This is a genomic window from Metabacillus sp. 22489, from assembly GCF_052044855.1.
Taxonomy (GTDB): domain Bacteria; phylum Bacillota; class Bacilli; order Bacillales; family Bacillaceae; genus Metabacillus; species Metabacillus niabensis.
Window position 1 is genome coordinate 38,240 of record NZ_JBQENT010000037.1, and the last position, 16,417, is coordinate 54,656.

The following is a 16,417-nucleotide window of genomic DNA, read 5'->3' on the forward strand; positions in this document are numbered from 1 at the left end:
TTCAATTAGTTGAAGATTGATAGATTTCATCAATAATTTGTGATACTTGTAACGCTTCCTCTGGCTTCACAACAAGTTCTGCCCGACCGAGACATGCATCAAGGAAATTTTTCGCCTGTGAAAGCCCTGGGTCTTCTTCTCCAGGTATCCATGCTGGTTGACTATTAAGCAGCATTCCGTTGGATTCTGTATAAAGCTCGAGCGGAAAGACATTGATTCCACCGTTAACACCCGAAATACTTAAATGCTCTTTATCTTCTAAAATATTTGCCGCCCATGATGTTTCTAGTAAAAGTGATGCACCAGTTTCAAATTTAATATAGGCTGTAACATGGTCATCAACATCAAAGGTTTCATGGTCAAAGCTGCCCCATTCATTAATACTGTCTGGTTGCTTGCTTAATTCTTGATAGGCACTGCCTGAAACAGAAATATGCTTCGGACTTCCCATTAACCAAATGGCTAAATCTAGTAAATGGCAGCCATAATCAATTAAGCTTCCACCACCTTGCAACGATTTGTTTGTAAATACTCCCCAGCCTGGTACCTTTCTTCTCCGCAATGCTTGAACTCTCGTAACAAGTGGTGTACCGACCTGCCCCATTAGTTTTTTCGCAGCTTGGGAGTTTTTCATAAACCGATAATGATAGGCAATGGCTAATGTTTTCTTCGCTTCCCTTGCTGCCGCTAGCATGTTTTCACACTCACCTGAAGAAAGTGCCATAGGCTTTTCACACATCACATGGACTCCTGCCTCTAAAGCAGCAACAGTGATTTCTGCATGAAATCTATTCGGTGTACATATACAAACTGCATCTACCTCTTTAAATAAATCTCGATAGTCTTCAAAAACATGATCGATTTGATGGGTTTTGGAAACCTCTTTTGCCCGTTCTAGATTGACATCACTAACTGCTGTAATAACACAATCGTCAGATAGCGCTTTAAATGCAGGTATATGACGACCTTGAGCGATTCCGCCAACACCGATTATTCCGATTCGTAGCTTACTCATCGCAATCACTCAAACACTTTAGCAATTGTTTTTGTTTCATTTGATTTAATGGCAGCTAAAATGACAGCAAGTGATTTCATTCCTTCTTCCCCAGTAATGAGCGGCTCTTTATCTTCAACAATTGAAGAAACAAAGTGATCAATTACATGTGATGTATTTTGGCCACCTTCTTCATTTGATTGGATTTTACCAAGCTCATAGTTCACAACCTCACCATTTGTATATTGGACAACAAGTGAATACGTTGGGTTATCCTCAAGGCGTAAAATCGCTTTTTCACCATAGATAATTGTAGAGTTATCTTCTTTTGCTGTATAAGACCAGCTTGCTGCTAGTGTTCCAATGATGCCGCTTTCTGTTTTTAGCGCACATACAGCATTGTCATCAACATCTGTGTTCCCTTTAGCAGATGTTTCGATAAAGGCACCGACCTCTGTAATTTCCTCGCCTAACAAATATCGGATAAGGTCTGTTTTATGAACACCTAAATCACCCATTGCACCAATATATGCTTTTTCCTTTTCAAAAAACCAGCTCTCACGACCGTCCACACTCCAACCCTCTGGTCCTGGGTGGCCAAACGCAGTACGGAAGCTATAAATTTTCCCAATTGCACCGCTTTCAATTAATTGCTTCGCTAATTGATGTGAACGAACGAAGCGTTGGTTATGCCCAATCATTAATTTTTTGCCGTTTTTCTTAGCAGCTTCAATCATTGCATCTGCTTCTTCTTGAGATGTTGCCATCGGTTTTTCACATAAAACATGAAGACCGTTGTTCAAAGCATCAATTGATACTGGTGCATGTAAATAGTTTGGTAGACATACACTGATTGCATCCAATTGCTCGCTTTTAAGCAGCTCTTTATAATCTGTATAAGCCTTCGCTTGATAGACTTTAGCAATTTCATTAACACGCTCTTCAACAATGTCACATACTGCTACAATTTCTACAGCTTTATTTGCAGCATATTCTGGTAGATGACGATATTTTGCAATACTTCCACAACCGATAACACCAATTCTTAATTTACTCATAAGACGATTCCTCCCATTGTATGTTTATCTCGATTATTTTTCAGAAATTGTTTCTAATGGTTTTGCGTTTCCGTAAACAGGTCGTTTGCGAGATACAGGCTTTACATAAGCGACTGCATTTTTTATAACCTGTTGAACCTGCTCGTTATGATATGTTGGATATGTTTCATGACCTGGACGGAAATAGAAAATACGTCCGTTACCACGTTTAAAGACACAGCCACTGCGGAACACCTCTCCACCCTCAAACCAGCTCGTAAAGATTAGTTCATCTGGAGCGGGAATATCGAAATGCTCTCCATACATTTCTTCCTTCTCTAACTCAATGTATTCCCCTATTCCGTCTGCAATCGGATGACTCGGATCAACGACCCAAATTCGTTCTCTATCATCTGCTTCACGCCATTTTAGATCACAGCTCGTACCCATTAACTCTTTAAAGATTTTTGAGAAATGTCCTGAATGTAGCACAATAAGTCCCATTCCATCAAGGACACGCTCTTTCACCTTTGCAACGATTTCATCCTGAACCTCGTGATGTGCAAGATGTCCCCACCAAACAAGTACATCTGTATTTTGCAATACCTCATCTGTTAATCCATGATCTGACTCATCAAGAGTAGCTGTCTTCACTTCGTAATTTTCTGCCTGCAAAAAATCAGCAATAGCACCATGAATTCCTTTTGGATAAATGTCGCTGACAACTGGATTTTTCTGCTCATGTCTATTTTCGTTCCAAACTGTAACTCTTGTCATTTCTTCATCATCCTAATCTATTTGTTTATTTAAGAGATACCTATGACATTTACTAAAGCGAAATCTTGTCCTCCGTGAGCTTAATTCTCCCATTCCTTTGTTGTTTGCATTATCTTTGATTTTGAATGACTCGATGTCATTCGGACAATCTTAGTTTATAAATTCTTTTTCATCATATGATCTGTGACCAGTTTGTTAGAACAACATTTATCTATTTAGTGAACCGGTTAACACTCGCTACGTTTCCTATTTATCTGCTTAAAATCACCTCCTTAAATGGCCTTTGTGCTTTTCCGTACAACTATTTCAACAGGTAGCACCGTAAGCTTTGGAATCCCCTTCTTATCTTCAATAACATCTATCGCTGTCTCAGCTGCGACCGCTCCTTTACGGAATACGTCTTGGCGAATTGTTGTTAAGCTTGGTGACGAATAACGGCTAATCATTAAGTCATCAAAACCGACAATCGAAAAATCATCTGGTACGCTTATTCCTAAATCAGTAAGAGATTTAATGATCCCTAATGCCGTAATATCTGATGAAGTAAAAAAGGCAGTCATTCTCTTATCCTTTGCAATCTCTCCGCCTATCTTATAACCGCTTTCAAATGAATTAATTCTTCCTTCCATGACCATGTCTTCATTTAATTCGATGTTCGCTTCTTTTAATGCTCTCTTAAATCCTTGATATCGTTGCCCATCAACATCAGAGTCCACTCTGCCATTTGAGATGAAGCATATTTTTCGATGTCCTAATTCGATTAAATGCTTCGTACCTAAATAGCCACCATGCTCATCATCAATCCGAATATTATGAAATGAATCCAAATCCTGTTCAAACGAATCAACAAAAATGAGCGGGGTAGATAACGCTTTCATTTCAGCGAAAACTTTTTTCGGAAACTTCCCGAGTACAATGACTGCATCAAGATTTCGCTTCATCACCCATGTCTTGCATTCCTCAGCCTTTGAAATACCAGATATGAGAAAATCATATCCCTTTTTCCGGCACATATATTCGACACCACTCAGCAGCTCGCTAATATAATGATTTTCTTTAAAAAGCGGTGCAAGCGAATCACCAACCAAAGGCATAATGACGCCGATCATTTTTGACTCTCTTTTCGAAAGACTAATCGCAGTAAAGTCTGGCTGATAATTTAATTGCTCAATAGCTGATAAAACTCTTTCTCTCGTTTCATCTGATACCTTATTAACCCCATTAAGGACATAGGATACAGTTGCTGAAGAAACGCCAGCATATTTAGCTACATCTTTAATTGTTATTTTTGCGTTCATATTTCCTCCGGTTAAACGGTTAACTAACTTTGATCACATTATATACCAGCATGATTTTTTGTTCAATGGCTTATTTTGTAGAAAATAAATAAAATTTAAATATCGATTAGTTTTCGTTTCAAACTAAAAAAGGGAGCATCCGCTAAAGGATGTCCCTTCGTTCCTAGTTTTAGCCGTTTTTTTCGATTAAAAAGGCAATTACGAGTATTTACTCGCCTTTTGAATTTTTATTTCGTTTCTTTATTAAAGATAATCCTTTTACTACATTTAGCCTTGAGCCTATACCTAAATAAGCGAACACCCCTGCACATACGGAAATGATTGAGGTGAGAAGTGATCTCGAATATAAGCCTAGAGCTTCAGGTAGCCATAGCTCTGTTAAAAGCTTCACAATCCAAACAGCGATTGACATGACCAAAACTAACAAGAAAACTTCCTTTAATGTTTGAAGTAATGGCAATACCTTGTATTGGAGCTTTTTCTTAATGAAGACTATGTTATAGATAATCGAGACAATAAACCCAATATAGGTAGCTAAAATTGGACCGATTTCACCTATATATTGTACGAGTAGAAAGTTGAAAGCTATCTTTAAAATAATTCCGAATATAATACCTAGGATTAATTTCTTTTGCTCGTTTATTCCTTGCATAATGGCAGCTGTTACTGTAAACAGCGCAAAAATAACGGCACCTAAAGAGTACCATTGTAAAATACCCCCACCTAACTCAGGACTGTTTTCTAATCCAAACACCATCGTATAAATCGGCTTTCCTAAAATACATAACCCCATTGCAGCTGGCAGAGTAAAGAATACAAGAATTTGCATAGTTTGCGTTATCTTACTTTGTACTTCTTGCACTCTTCCACTAGTAAAGGCTGAAGTAATACCAGGTATTAAAGACATACCGAATGCTGTTGCCAATGAAACTGGAACCATAACGAGAATTTGCGCTAAGCCAATAACTGAATTAATTGTTTCTGCTTCATCTAGCTTGTAACCTATCGACCGAAACAATTCATTAATCGTAAACGTATCAATGTTCTGAAAAATCGGTATTGTAAGGCCAGTAATAACAAAGGGAATGGCATATCCAATCAATTCTTTAAACATGGAAAGAATGTTCAAGTCTTCGTTATTTGGACTCATATCTCTTTGTTTCTTTATTAATTTTCTTCGTTTAAAGAATACGATTAATAACACGATAAATCCCGCTACTCCACCAATAAACGCAGCAAAGGTTGCAATCCCGACAGCATTTGTAAGCGAGCTATTAAAAAAGTGAATCGCTACATATCCACCTACCAAGATAAAGACAATCCTTACTACCTGCTCTATCACTGTACTTAATGCAGAAGGGCCCATCGATTGGCTCCCTTGGAAGTATCCCCTGAAAATACTCATTGCTGGAATGACTAACAAAGCAAAGCTGACGAGACGAATAACAAATTGAACATCCTCTACCGAATTACCTGTTGGATCATTTGCGTCTATTAATATTTCCGCTAGAAATGGTGCCATTAAATACAAAGCAGTAAATGAGATAATGCCGCTTATTAGCATTAAATACATTCCATATCTTAATAGAGTTAAACCAACTCGATAATTACCTAATTCATTATATTTCGAAACAAATTTGGAAACAGCAAGTGGAAGACCTATTGTTGAAATACTTAACAAAATTGTATACGGACCGTAAGCATATTTATACAACGCATACCCTTGTGTCCCTACTAGGGCCGTGAACGGAATAATATAAATGAAGCCCAAAATCTTAGATATTAGGCTTGCTGCTGTTAAAAAGAAAGTTCCTCTTATAAATTTACTCTCCACTAAAACACCTCAATTACTAACTTCTATTAAATCTTTCTTCTTACTAATTTTCTCATCATTCTATATTAACATATATATCCATTCGGATTTTAGAAGAATATCGATTATGAAGTACTTTATTCTTGTATCTCCATTCTCATACTTAAAGGACAAAAAAAGAAACTCATCCATTATAGGAGAGTTTCATTTCTTTTTATACAATTAAGAACGTTATACTATCAACCTAACCTATGCTTTTAGCTGCCTTACTAAATTGACTTAAGACAAGCCCAAGAAGCAAGCCTACTAACGCAGGCGCAATCCATTCCAGCCCGTACGTAGCGAATGGTAAGTATCCAATCATTACTTGCAGGACACCGAGATTCAATCCAAAGGCATTCAAACCACCGATAATTGCAAAGATTGCCGTAAACAAAATGGTCGTCGCATAAACCATTCGTGGATGTTTAAAATACCGATGAAAAAACGTTAAGGCAATTAGAACAATTGTTAAAGGATATGCCGTAACTAAGAAGGGAACGGAAATTTTCAAAATTTGATTTAAACCTAAATTTGAAAGAATTAATCCTACTAAAGTAACTAAGCGGACAACCGTTTTATAGCTAACCTTTGCCATAAGATTTGAAAAATATTGACCACATGCTGTCGTTAACCCGACAACGGTTGTAAAGCACGCAAGCGTAAAAATGATTCCAAGTAAGGTCTTTCCACCTTGTCCTAATAAAAGCGTTGCTGCAGACGATAATATATCTGTTCCATTTTCATATGAGCCTACTTGGGCCATTCTTGCTCCAATTACACCTAGACTAATATAAACAAGCGACAATAATCCACCTGCAATTAGGCTTGCCTTTATCATATAGTTTGTTAGCTGCTTTCGGTCTGACACTCCTCTTTTTTGGATTGATGTCAAAATAACAATCCCAAATGCAAGAGCAGCAAGGGCATCCATTGTATTATACCCCTCGATAAATCCCTTTGAAAAAGCTCCAGACGAATAAGCAGAGGATGGTGCTTGGAACCCACCATCAAGCTTTACAAAGCCGACAACACATAAAATAACCATTGAGATTAGCAATACTGGTGTTATCCAGCGACTCATATACTTTTCCATTTTCTCTGGATTTAAACTAACAAAATAAACGAGCGCAAAGAAAACGAGAGTAAACAAAAACAAACTAATCGGTGAATGAGCAGTCTCACTTAAAAAAGGCTTAATCCCCATTTCATATGCCACATTTGCATTACGGGGAATTGCTAAAAATGGGCCAATACATAAATAAATGATGACCATAAATGCAGTGCTAAAAACAGGGTGGACTCTATCTCCAATTGCTTGAACTCCACCATTTACTAGCGATATTGCAAACAATACTGCAAACGGAAGCCCGACACCCGTTACGATAAAACCAATCATTGCAGCCCAAAACGATGTACCTGACTGCAATCCTAGAAAAGGCGGAAAAATAAGATTACCCGCACCAAAAAACATTGAAAATAACATAAGTCCAATTAAAACAGTATCGATTTTCTTCATTTTATTTTCCCTTCTTTTAAACAGACTAAAGCGTATGATGCGTCTTGAATAGCTTTGACAAACAAAACACAAATATGTGACCTGGGAGGAGCTAAACACTAAGCTGTCGTTAGCAATTGATCATTTCCTAACCAACTAAAAAACCCGCCCCTGTACGTGCATAGGGACGAGTATGATCTCGCTTTTCCACCCTTATTCCATAAGCTTAAGGCACTCTATTAACGTTCCCTCTAATAATGAAGGAATTCGAACATAGTTTTTTATTTCGTGAAACGAACAGAATTCGCAGGTGAAATCATCACAATTCGAAAGCATTGTAAAATTTCTTCGCTCATTAGTTCCCTTTAATAAATTTGCCAGCCTATTTTTGAAATTTCTTATTATTATAAAATAATTTATCAAAGGGGATATATACTGTCAATATATTATGAAATTCTGATAATTTCCAATTTTTTCTCGATTTCATTTTGTGTAATAAATTATTTCAAAATATGAACTTTCTCTCTCCTTTATATGATATCCCCAAAAAAAATTAAGTCTTACTTGACGAATATTAATGTATTAGTGTACTATCCAAATAGTACACTAATACAAAGGAGTCTAATTATGAGTCCAATAACAGGTTTATTAAAAAAGGATTTTAAAATTTCTAGGTGGCTGTTTTTCACATCTTTAATCCTCCTTCTTATCGTTTTAGGAGCTGGTTTTGGGTATTCTTCCTATGCGAAACAACATGCGGGAACATTCGTCATCTTTATTTTATCTGGGTTAGCTCTCATCCTTTACACACCATTGATGATGTTTTCTTTTTTAAAAATTGAGGGGAAAAATCAACTATGGCTATATAGTCCGCGCTCAAGTCTAACCTTACTTTTATCAAAATTTATCGTTATCCTTACCTATCAAGTGATCCTACAAATTCTTTTATCGATTTATGGAGCAATTAGCTTATATTGGTTCGGAAAATCTGTATATGAGCAAATAGGTGTTGGGTTTTTCATCGAGGCAATTGTTTATTTAAATATTTTCATACTACTACTAGGGATATTCTTCTCATGCTGGATCTGCTTCTATTGGGCTTTTTACCATGCATGCGCACATTATCCAAAGCTAAAGCCGTTTAGATGGCTAATTATTTTAGCGATGTTTATTGCTTATAACATTTTTGAAGGTCTCTTATTAAAAATAACGATTATTAATGATTGGATGACGAAATTTTCCGTAAAAATCATCTCAACTCCTGAGTTTTCTTATGAAAAAGGAGACTGGGTAGTTAACTTTGGAGAAGGCACAATACCTGTTCTACCTTTTCTCTATTATGTCATTTTATCTATTATCCTCGTTTTAGCTGCTGCAAGATTACTTGAACGGAAAGTAGAGGTGTAATCAGTGTCAGACGAGTTTCAATCATCAAAGCCAATATATATGCAAATTGCCGACAAAATTATTATCGATATTGTTAGAGGAAAGCAAAAATTCGGCGATAAAATGCCGTCTGTTCGGGAAATGGCCGTCCAAATGGGGGTTAATCCTAATACAGTCCAGCGAACATATTCTGAGTTAGAAAGGATGGGTATCGTGGAAACAAGAAGAGGACAAGGTACATTTGTTGTAGAAAATGAACAGCTTCTTAACGAAATCAAAGGCTCTCTCCAAACCGAAATCATTAAAACCTTTGTCGAGAAAATGAGTGAGATGGGTGTTACGAAGGATCAAATGATGGCATGCTTGAAGCTTTATCTTGAGGAGGAACAATAACGATGTCAGTCCAATTACGCAACGTAGTGAAAAAATACGGAAGCAATTACGCCTTAAATACGATCAATCTTACCTTCGAGAAAGGAAAGATTTACGGATTAGTCGGCCCAAACGGCAGTGGTAAATCAACATTATTAAAGCTCATAACTGGCCTCGTCTTTCCGACAAGCGGAATAGTAACGGTAAACGACGAAACAGTTACTAGAAAAACAAGTCAATCTGTCGCCTATTTAACTGAATTAGATATGTTCTACGAAACCTTTACTGTTCAAGAGACGATCGATTTCATCGCAAGTCAATTTGCCGATTTTAATCTTGAAAGAGCTCAAAGGCTTCTAAAAGAGATGAAGCTAGATGGTCACAAAAAGGTAAAATCACTTTCGAAGGGAAATCGCGGGCGACTTAAGCTTGTCACAACATTAGCTAGAGACACAGACGTTATCCTTCTTGATGAGCCATTTTCCGGCCTAGATCCGATGGTAAGAGATGCGATAGTAAAAAGCCTTCTTCAATATGTTGATTTTGATAAGCAAATCATTCTTATCGCAACACATGAAATCAATGAAATTGAATCCCTTTTAGATGAGGTTATCGCCATTTATTATGGCTCTGTCATTGGACAGAAAAATGTAGAGCAATTACGCGAGGAACAAGGTTTATCCGTATTAAACTGGTTTAAATCAGCTGTAAATAAAATCGAGGTGGGATCGTAAATGAAAGAGCTACTCCAGTTAAAAAATGTATCAAAAACGATTAGAGGAAAAACAATCATTCATAATCTTAGCTTCTCTGTTAAGCAAGGCGAGGTTTTTGGATTTTTAGGTCCTAACGGGGCTGGGAAAACGACAACAATCCGCATGATTGTCGGCTTAATGAAAATTAGTAAGGGCGATATTATCGTTTGCGGAAAAAGCATTCAAAAGGATTTTGAGGGCGCTGTTGCGAATATCGGAGCAATCGTCGAAAATCCAGAAATGTATAAGTTTTTGACAGGATATCAAAATCTTATGCAATACGCAAGAATGCATAAAGGAATTACAAAACAAAAGGTCGATGAAGTGATCAAACTAGTACGGCTATCAGACCGAATTCATGACAAGGTCAAAACCTACTCATTAGGGATGCGTCAGCGGTTAGGACTTGCTCAATGCCTTTTGCACGATCCAAAGCTATTAATCTTAGATGAACCAACAAACGGTCTAGATCCAGCTGGAATTAGAGAAATGCGCGATCATCTTAAAACCCTTACTAGAGAAAAGGGCATGAGCGTGATCGTTTCAAGTCACCTATTATCAGAAATGGAAATGATGTGTGACCGTATCGCAATTCTCCAAAAGGGTGAGCTTACAACGATTCAAAATATCTCAGAGCTACCGAGTAGCGAGCAGCTCTTTGAATTTGAAACAGGTGAGCTAGGCGAAGCAAAAAAATGGTTACAGGAAGACTTAAACGCAACATGCGCAGAAAATGGCTTCACAGTCCAAGTAGATAAGGAACAAATCCCGCTTCTTATTAAACAGCTTACCGAAGAGGAAATTAACATTTATTCTGTTAAACCAATAGCAAAATCTCTCGAGGATCGCTTTTTAGAAATAACAGACCAAGGAGGTAGAAACATTGTCTAATTTAATACGTAACGAATGGATAAAAATTATGAAACGCGCTGGAACGATTGTCATGCTCGTTATTTTAGCGATTGCAGTGCTAGGTTCTGGAGCTCTCTTAAAATATGAAGAAAGTCAATCTTCACATGAAGCTAGTAGTGACTGGAAGAAGGAAGTTGAAGCACAAATAGCAACAGATCAGAAAAATTTAACCGAGCTTGGAGACAAAAATGCAAATATGAAAATGCACTATGAGAGAGAAATTGCAATAAACGAGTACCGTTTAGAGCAAAATGTCGCTCCAGAAACAGATAATCATATTTGGTCATTTGTTTCTGACTCACAAGGGATTCTCGGGTTCGCTGGTATGTTTATGATTATCATCGCCTCGGGAATGGTTGCCTCAGAATTTTCATGGGGAACGATGAAGCTGCTTTTAATTCGACCTATAAGCAGAACAAAAATTTTACTTTCCAAGTATATAACGGTTCTCTTATTCGGCTTGTTTCTTATGGCGTTCATCTTTGTTCTATCAGCAATCGTCGGACTTATTCTCTTCGGCACACCGACAACCGACAGCTCTCATTTAGCTTATGTAAATGGGAAAGTGGAGGAACAAAATATTGTAACATATCTAATCGGACAATATCTCTTATCTTCCATTGATATTATTATGATGTCGACGCTTTCGTTCATGATTTCAGCGATATTTCGCAATAGCTCACTTGCAATTGGTGTGTCAATGTTTTTATTATTCTCTGGCAGTACGGCAACAATGCTACTTGCAAGCCGATATGAATGGACAAAATATATCTTATTCGCAAATACAGACTTAACTGTTTATTTCGATGGAGTCCCACCGATCGATGGAATGACATTAGGATTCTCCATCACGATGCTTATTGTCTATTTCATTATCTTTCACGCTCTCGCCTTTACGGTTTTTCGAAAACGAGACGTTGCAGCATAACCTTTCTCCATTAAAGAGGCTGAAAAAATAGGGCTCCCCTCCCTCTCTTTTTCAGCCTCCTTTTGATGAGGTATCTAAGCTTATCGTTTTTCATATATTCCATTCTCTATCCCTTAAATAGTTTCACAAACCTTCTTTTCCTCCATCATCTATGTTTTCTATCAATTTTTTTGATAGCCTTTCCCACATTTTCATTCCCCATAAAAATAGCTATCCCACCTATTCGGGGACAGCCATCATCTTACAAACTCTCTATATGTTTAACCTTAATACGTAAAGGCAATTTTCACCGTTAATACTAAAAATGCAAGGATTCCTACGTTTGATTTTACCATTTACGCCAGCCCCTTTACTTTTGATACATTTACAATACATCTTTTTTTCTTTCCTGTAAGGCTTTATGTAAGTTTTTGTAACATCATTTTTTTATAATGTGCAATACGACCTACTATTAGTCCAAAATTACGATTCTATTTACCTTTGTAACAATTATGTTTAAAAAATAAAAAAACGGTACATACTATTGATACTATTTTATAGATTGCGAGGTTCGTAAAATGAATAATAAGGTTCTTCCAGCAACATTTCTTGTATTTTTTACACTTGTCGGCTTCTTTGGATACTTTCTTTATCAATTATCGGTTTTTACGATTAAAGTAATGGTTTACACCCTTTAGAATCTACATGCAGAACACCCCTGCTCACAAAAATGGCAGAGGTGTTTTTTCATTGTAAGGAACGTTTTCATCTTCACCAAAAAAAGAGCAGCAAAAACTTACTAGCTACTCTACAAAGCTCAACGCCCCAGATACATCATATAAATGAAGATCAATTTCCAGCTCTTCACCTAATGCTAGCTTAGCCATTTCTGCTCCTAAATAAGGGCCGCTCGTTAAGCCCGAGGCACCTAGGCCATTTGCTAATAATAGGTTGCTCATTGTCGGCATTTCCCCAATTATCGGGAGAAATCCTGGTGTAAATGGTCGAAATCCTACCTTCGTTTCAAGCAGCGTTGCGTTTGAGAGACCTGGCGCAATTGCAAGTGCTTTGTCAAGAATTTCATGTACGCCTCCCGCTGTCACACGAGGATCGAAGCCTGCTTCATTCTCATGCGTTGAGCCAAGCACAACCTTGCCTGCTTCAAATGTAAGGATATATTGATTTGTCGGCGGCATGACAACTGGCCAATCTCCGGTATCTGCTTCTGGTAATTCAAGATGGATAATTTGCGCCTTTTGCGGTGTGACTGCATATTGTATCCCGAGTGGCTTCAATAGCTCACTCGCCCATGCACCACCAGTTACGATAACCTTATCAGCTAGGATCGTCTCACCTTCCACTTGAACCCCCTTCACATTGTTATCCTCACATACAAGTCTCGCATCTCCAGAAATAAACCTTGCCCCATTTTTCATAGCTGCACGAATTAATGATTCACACATTGCATGCCCATTTACCCGAGCACCTCCTGAAACATAAACAGAGCCATACTCTTCAGCTAACGGTGGAAATAAACGTCTCGTTTCAGCTGGTGATAAAATCGTTATTTCTCCAATTTCCGGAGCATCCTCTCTCCGTTTTTTTGCTCTTTCAGCCATTTGCTCTAATTTTTCCTTCTCGGTATGAAGGCAAATGGCACCAACACGGTTATAGCCTGTATCACTTTCACCATCTTCTTCTAGCTGCTTAATTAAGCTCGGATAATAGCGCGCTCCACCCTTCACTAGCTGATACCACGCTTTATTTCTTCTTTGTGAAAGCCATGGACAGACTATCCCTGCAGCTGCCCGAGTAGCTTGTCCCCTATCATGGCGATCAACAATCGTTACCTCAACTCCCGCTTTTACAAGATGATATGCCGTTGAAGCGCCAAGTATCCCTGCACCTATTACGATTATTTTTTGCACGTTATTCACCTTATTCTCTCGTATTCTTATCCTTATTTTACATGACATCTTCGACTCACTCAATTTCGTGAGCATTCTACTATAATGCTTTTTACCTAAGCCATACTTTATGGTAAAATTCTTTCATACTATTAAGTTAGAACTACGACTAATAGACTACTAAAATTCACTTATTCTTTGCGTATCTTAATTAAAGGAACTGACAAAATGAAAAACAAAACTGGAAAACTAATATACCTGACCATTACCCTATTTTTTACGTCCTTCCTTTTGACATTTTTTATTCTTCCTCTAAGGATGGATACCTTTTTACATAGCGCAGTGATATGTATCATTTTTTTCATAGCACTCACTCCTTTATACATTTTAATAAAAAGGAGTCATCATGAAGAACTTGAGAAGCAAAAACAAAATAATCCGTATTTTGCTATCTTAGAAAAGATTCCCGAAATTGTCGTTATTCATCAAAACGGAATGATTTTATATATCAACCAAACTGGAGCCAAGACACTTGGGGCAAATACTCCAGAAGAATTGCTCGGAAAATCCGTCTATCATTTTCTTCATCCAGCTAATCGGGAACAGGCAATGGAGGGAGTAAAGCTTTTAGAAGAAAAAAGCACACTAGACTTAGTTGAGCAAAGAGCAACTAGTTTGGATGGACAGGAAATCCATCTTGAAACAATTACCTTTTCAATCGATTACAATGGACAAAAAGCGATTTTAAGTATTTCAAGAAACATATCGTTAAAGAAAAAGGCGAGAGAAGAGCAAATTCAAAACGAAGTGAAATATCGAACAATATTTGAATATGCAAATGATGCAATCTATCTTTTTGGACTAGATAACGATGGTATGCCGCTAAACTTTATTGATATCAATCAAATCGGATGTGAACGATTCGGCTATACAAAAGAAGAGCTTCTGACGATGACGCCGTTAGATATTACCTCTAATGACCGTCTCGATAAAATTCAAGAAACCCAACAAAAGCTTCTTGAAAAGGGCTATACAACATTTGAAGGGGAATATATTTCTAAATCCGGGGAGAAAATCCCTAGTGAAATTAGTGTCCGCATCCTCCGTCTAGGTGATGCAAATTATGCTCTTGCAATATCACGGGATATTAGCGAACGAAAAAAAGCGCAGGAAAAAATCAAACAGCTTGCTTATACTGATAGCTTAACAAATTTATATAATCGGAAATATTTTAAAAAGTACTTAGACAAGGCAATTGGTAATCCTATATTTGAACAGGAACAGCTTGCGGTTTTATTTATTGATATCAATCGGTTCAAAATCATTAATAAAACACTTGGGCCTCACATTGGTGACTTACTATTAATTGAAGTGGCAAAACGCTTAAAATTACTTGTTTCAGAAAAGAGTCTGCTCGCAAGACAAAGTGATGATGAATTCTCTATTGTCATCCGGCATGCGAATCAAGAAATCGCAACAGAACTATCTGAACAGATTATTTATGTTTTTCAGCATCCTTTTATCATTGAGGGACATAAAATTTTTACGACACCTAGCATTGGCATTAGCTTATATCCTATCAATGGTAAGGATGCGGATACACTTATAAAAAATGCGGATACAGCAATGTTCGTCGCAAAAACAAAGGGAGCAAATGTTGTTGAATATTATTCAGATGAAATGATTAAGAAGAACAAACGAAAAATGCTACTGGAAAGTGCACTAAGAAATGCATTACATAATAATGAGCTGCACTTGCACTACCAGCCTAAAGTAAACCTACAGACAAGAAAGCTAGTAGGTGTCGAAGCCTTACTCCGCTGGAATTCGAACAAATATGGAATGATTTCTCCTGGAGAATTCATCCCTATCGCTGAGGAAACCGGATTAATCATTCCAATCGGCGAATGGGTTCTAAAAACAGCATGCACACAAAATAAACAGTGGCAGGATGAAGGCTATGAACCAATTACTATGTGCATCAATCTTTCGGCACGGCAATTTCAACAATATAATATACTCGACAAAATCGCGAATATTTTACAAGAAACAAACTTAGAGCCAAAATATTTAAATATTGAAGTTACAGAAACAATGGCCATGATTGATTTGGAGCAATCAATCGAAAAGCTTAATGCCCTCAAACGTCTTGGCGTTAGCATCTCACTTGACGATTTCGGAACAGGCTATTCATCATTAAATTATTTACATAAGTTTCCGTTAGACGTATTAAAAATTGATCAATCCTTTATTCGCAATATTAATTCTGATAAACAAAGTGCAGCGATCGTCAAAGCCATTATTTCCGTTTCAAAGAGTCTCGACCTAACCGTTATCGCAGAAGGCGTTGAAATTATCGATCAAATCGACTTCCTATTATCAGAGCAGTGTGACGAGGTTCAAGGCTATTATTTTAGTCCACCAGTTCCATCAAAGAAGCTCGAGGAAATGTTAACACCAGCTTAATAAATAAAATTAAAGAGAGTGACTCAAAAGGGTCTAACCCCTCCACCAAACACCGGTATATAGTAAATGAATCTCATCATTAGCTATATATGTGTTTGAGGGGTCTAAACCTTTGGTTTTGAGCCACTCTCTTTTTTTGGTTCTATAATAAATGTTGGGGTTTTAAAACAATTTGAAGAAAAAAAGAGCACAATATCACCCATTCTTATATACTTGAGTTGTCGAGAAACAAGTATAGAGTGGAGATATGTGCTGT

At 37.3% G+C, this 16,417-nt stretch carries 13 protein-coding genes; 6 read left to right on the plus strand and 7 right to left on the minus strand.

The features are described from left to right. Position 1 precedes the first annotated feature (1 nt). The 6 genes from ACTJJ9_RS18910 to brnQ all read right to left on the minus strand — a co-directional run bounded on the left by ACTJJ9_RS18910 (position 2) and on the right by brnQ (position 7,477). Complete coding sequence (locus ACTJJ9_RS18910) at positions 2-1,015, minus strand: Gfo/Idh/MocA family protein (RefSeq protein WP_095299466.1); 1,014 nt, start codon at positions 1,013-1,015, stop codon at positions 2-4. 5 nt (positions 1,016-1,020) lie between these two features. Further along, complete coding sequence (locus ACTJJ9_RS18915; protein ID WP_095299446.1) at positions 1,021-2,052, minus strand: Gfo/Idh/MocA family protein; 1,032 nt, start codon at positions 2,050-2,052, stop codon at positions 1,021-1,023. A 33-nt stretch (positions 2,053-2,085) separates the two neighbouring features. Beyond that, complete coding sequence (locus tag ACTJJ9_RS18920; protein ID WP_145582623.1) at positions 2,086-2,808, minus strand: ThuA domain-containing protein; 723 nt, start codon at positions 2,806-2,808, stop codon at positions 2,086-2,088. 272 nt (positions 2,809-3,080) lie between these two features. After that, a complete protein-coding gene (locus ACTJJ9_RS18925) occupies positions 3,081-4,106 on the minus strand; it encodes a LacI family DNA-binding transcriptional regulator (protein ID WP_145582624.1) in 1,026 nt (341 codons plus the stop codon). Between the two features lie 208 nt (positions 4,107-4,314). Continuing rightward, complete coding sequence (locus tag ACTJJ9_RS18930) at positions 4,315-5,940, minus strand: polysaccharide biosynthesis protein (protein ID WP_145582625.1); 1,626 nt, start codon at positions 5,938-5,940, stop codon at positions 4,315-4,317. Positions 5,941-6,163: 223 nt separating this feature from the next. Next, a complete protein-coding gene (gene brnQ, locus ACTJJ9_RS18935) occupies positions 6,164-7,477 on the minus strand; it encodes a branched-chain amino acid transport system II carrier protein (protein WP_145582626.1) in 1,314 nt (437 codons plus the stop codon). A 606-nt stretch (positions 7,478-8,083) separates the two neighbouring features. Between brnQ and ACTJJ9_RS18940 the strand changes: the two genes are divergently transcribed. Genes ACTJJ9_RS18940 through ACTJJ9_RS18960 form a run of 5 tightly spaced genes read left to right on the plus strand, consistent with a single transcriptional unit; the run spans position 8,084 to position 11,809 of the window. Next, the gene (locus ACTJJ9_RS18940; RefSeq protein WP_145582627.1) at positions 8,084-8,863 is read left to right on the plus strand and encodes a hypothetical protein; all 780 of its coding nucleotides are present in this window, start codon (positions 8,084-8,086) and stop codon (positions 8,861-8,863) included. Between the two features lie 3 nt (positions 8,864-8,866). After that, a complete protein-coding gene (locus ACTJJ9_RS18945; protein WP_145582628.1) occupies positions 8,867-9,235 on the plus strand; it encodes a GntR family transcriptional regulator in 369 nt (122 codons plus the stop codon). A gap of 2 nt (positions 9,236-9,237) precedes the next feature. After that, the gene (locus ACTJJ9_RS18950; RefSeq protein WP_145582629.1) at positions 9,238-9,948 is read left to right on the plus strand and encodes an ABC transporter ATP-binding protein; all 711 of its coding nucleotides are present in this window, start codon (positions 9,238-9,240) and stop codon (positions 9,946-9,948) included. After that, a complete protein-coding gene (locus tag ACTJJ9_RS18955; RefSeq protein WP_145582630.1) occupies positions 9,949-10,860 on the plus strand; it encodes an ABC transporter ATP-binding protein in 912 nt (303 codons plus the stop codon). Further along, entirely contained in the window at positions 10,853-11,809 is a 957-nt protein-coding gene (locus tag ACTJJ9_RS18960) for an ABC transporter permease (protein WP_145582631.1), read from the plus strand. The genes ACTJJ9_RS18955 and ACTJJ9_RS18960 overlap by 8 nt, the downstream gene beginning before the upstream one ends. A gap of 782 nt (positions 11,810-12,591) precedes the next feature. Here the strand turns inward: ACTJJ9_RS18960 and ACTJJ9_RS18965 are convergent. Beyond that, positions 12,592-13,716: an NAD(P)/FAD-dependent oxidoreductase gene (locus ACTJJ9_RS18965; RefSeq protein WP_440768805.1), complete on the minus strand. Its 1,125-nt coding sequence runs from the start codon at positions 13,714-13,716 to the stop codon at positions 12,592-12,594. A 207-nt stretch (positions 13,717-13,923) separates the two neighbouring features. Between ACTJJ9_RS18965 and ACTJJ9_RS18970 the strand changes: the two genes are divergently transcribed. After that, entirely contained in the window at positions 13,924-16,161 is a 2,238-nt protein-coding gene (locus ACTJJ9_RS18970) for an EAL domain-containing protein (protein ID WP_145582633.1), read from the plus strand. Positions 16,162-16,417: the final 256 nt, after the last annotated feature.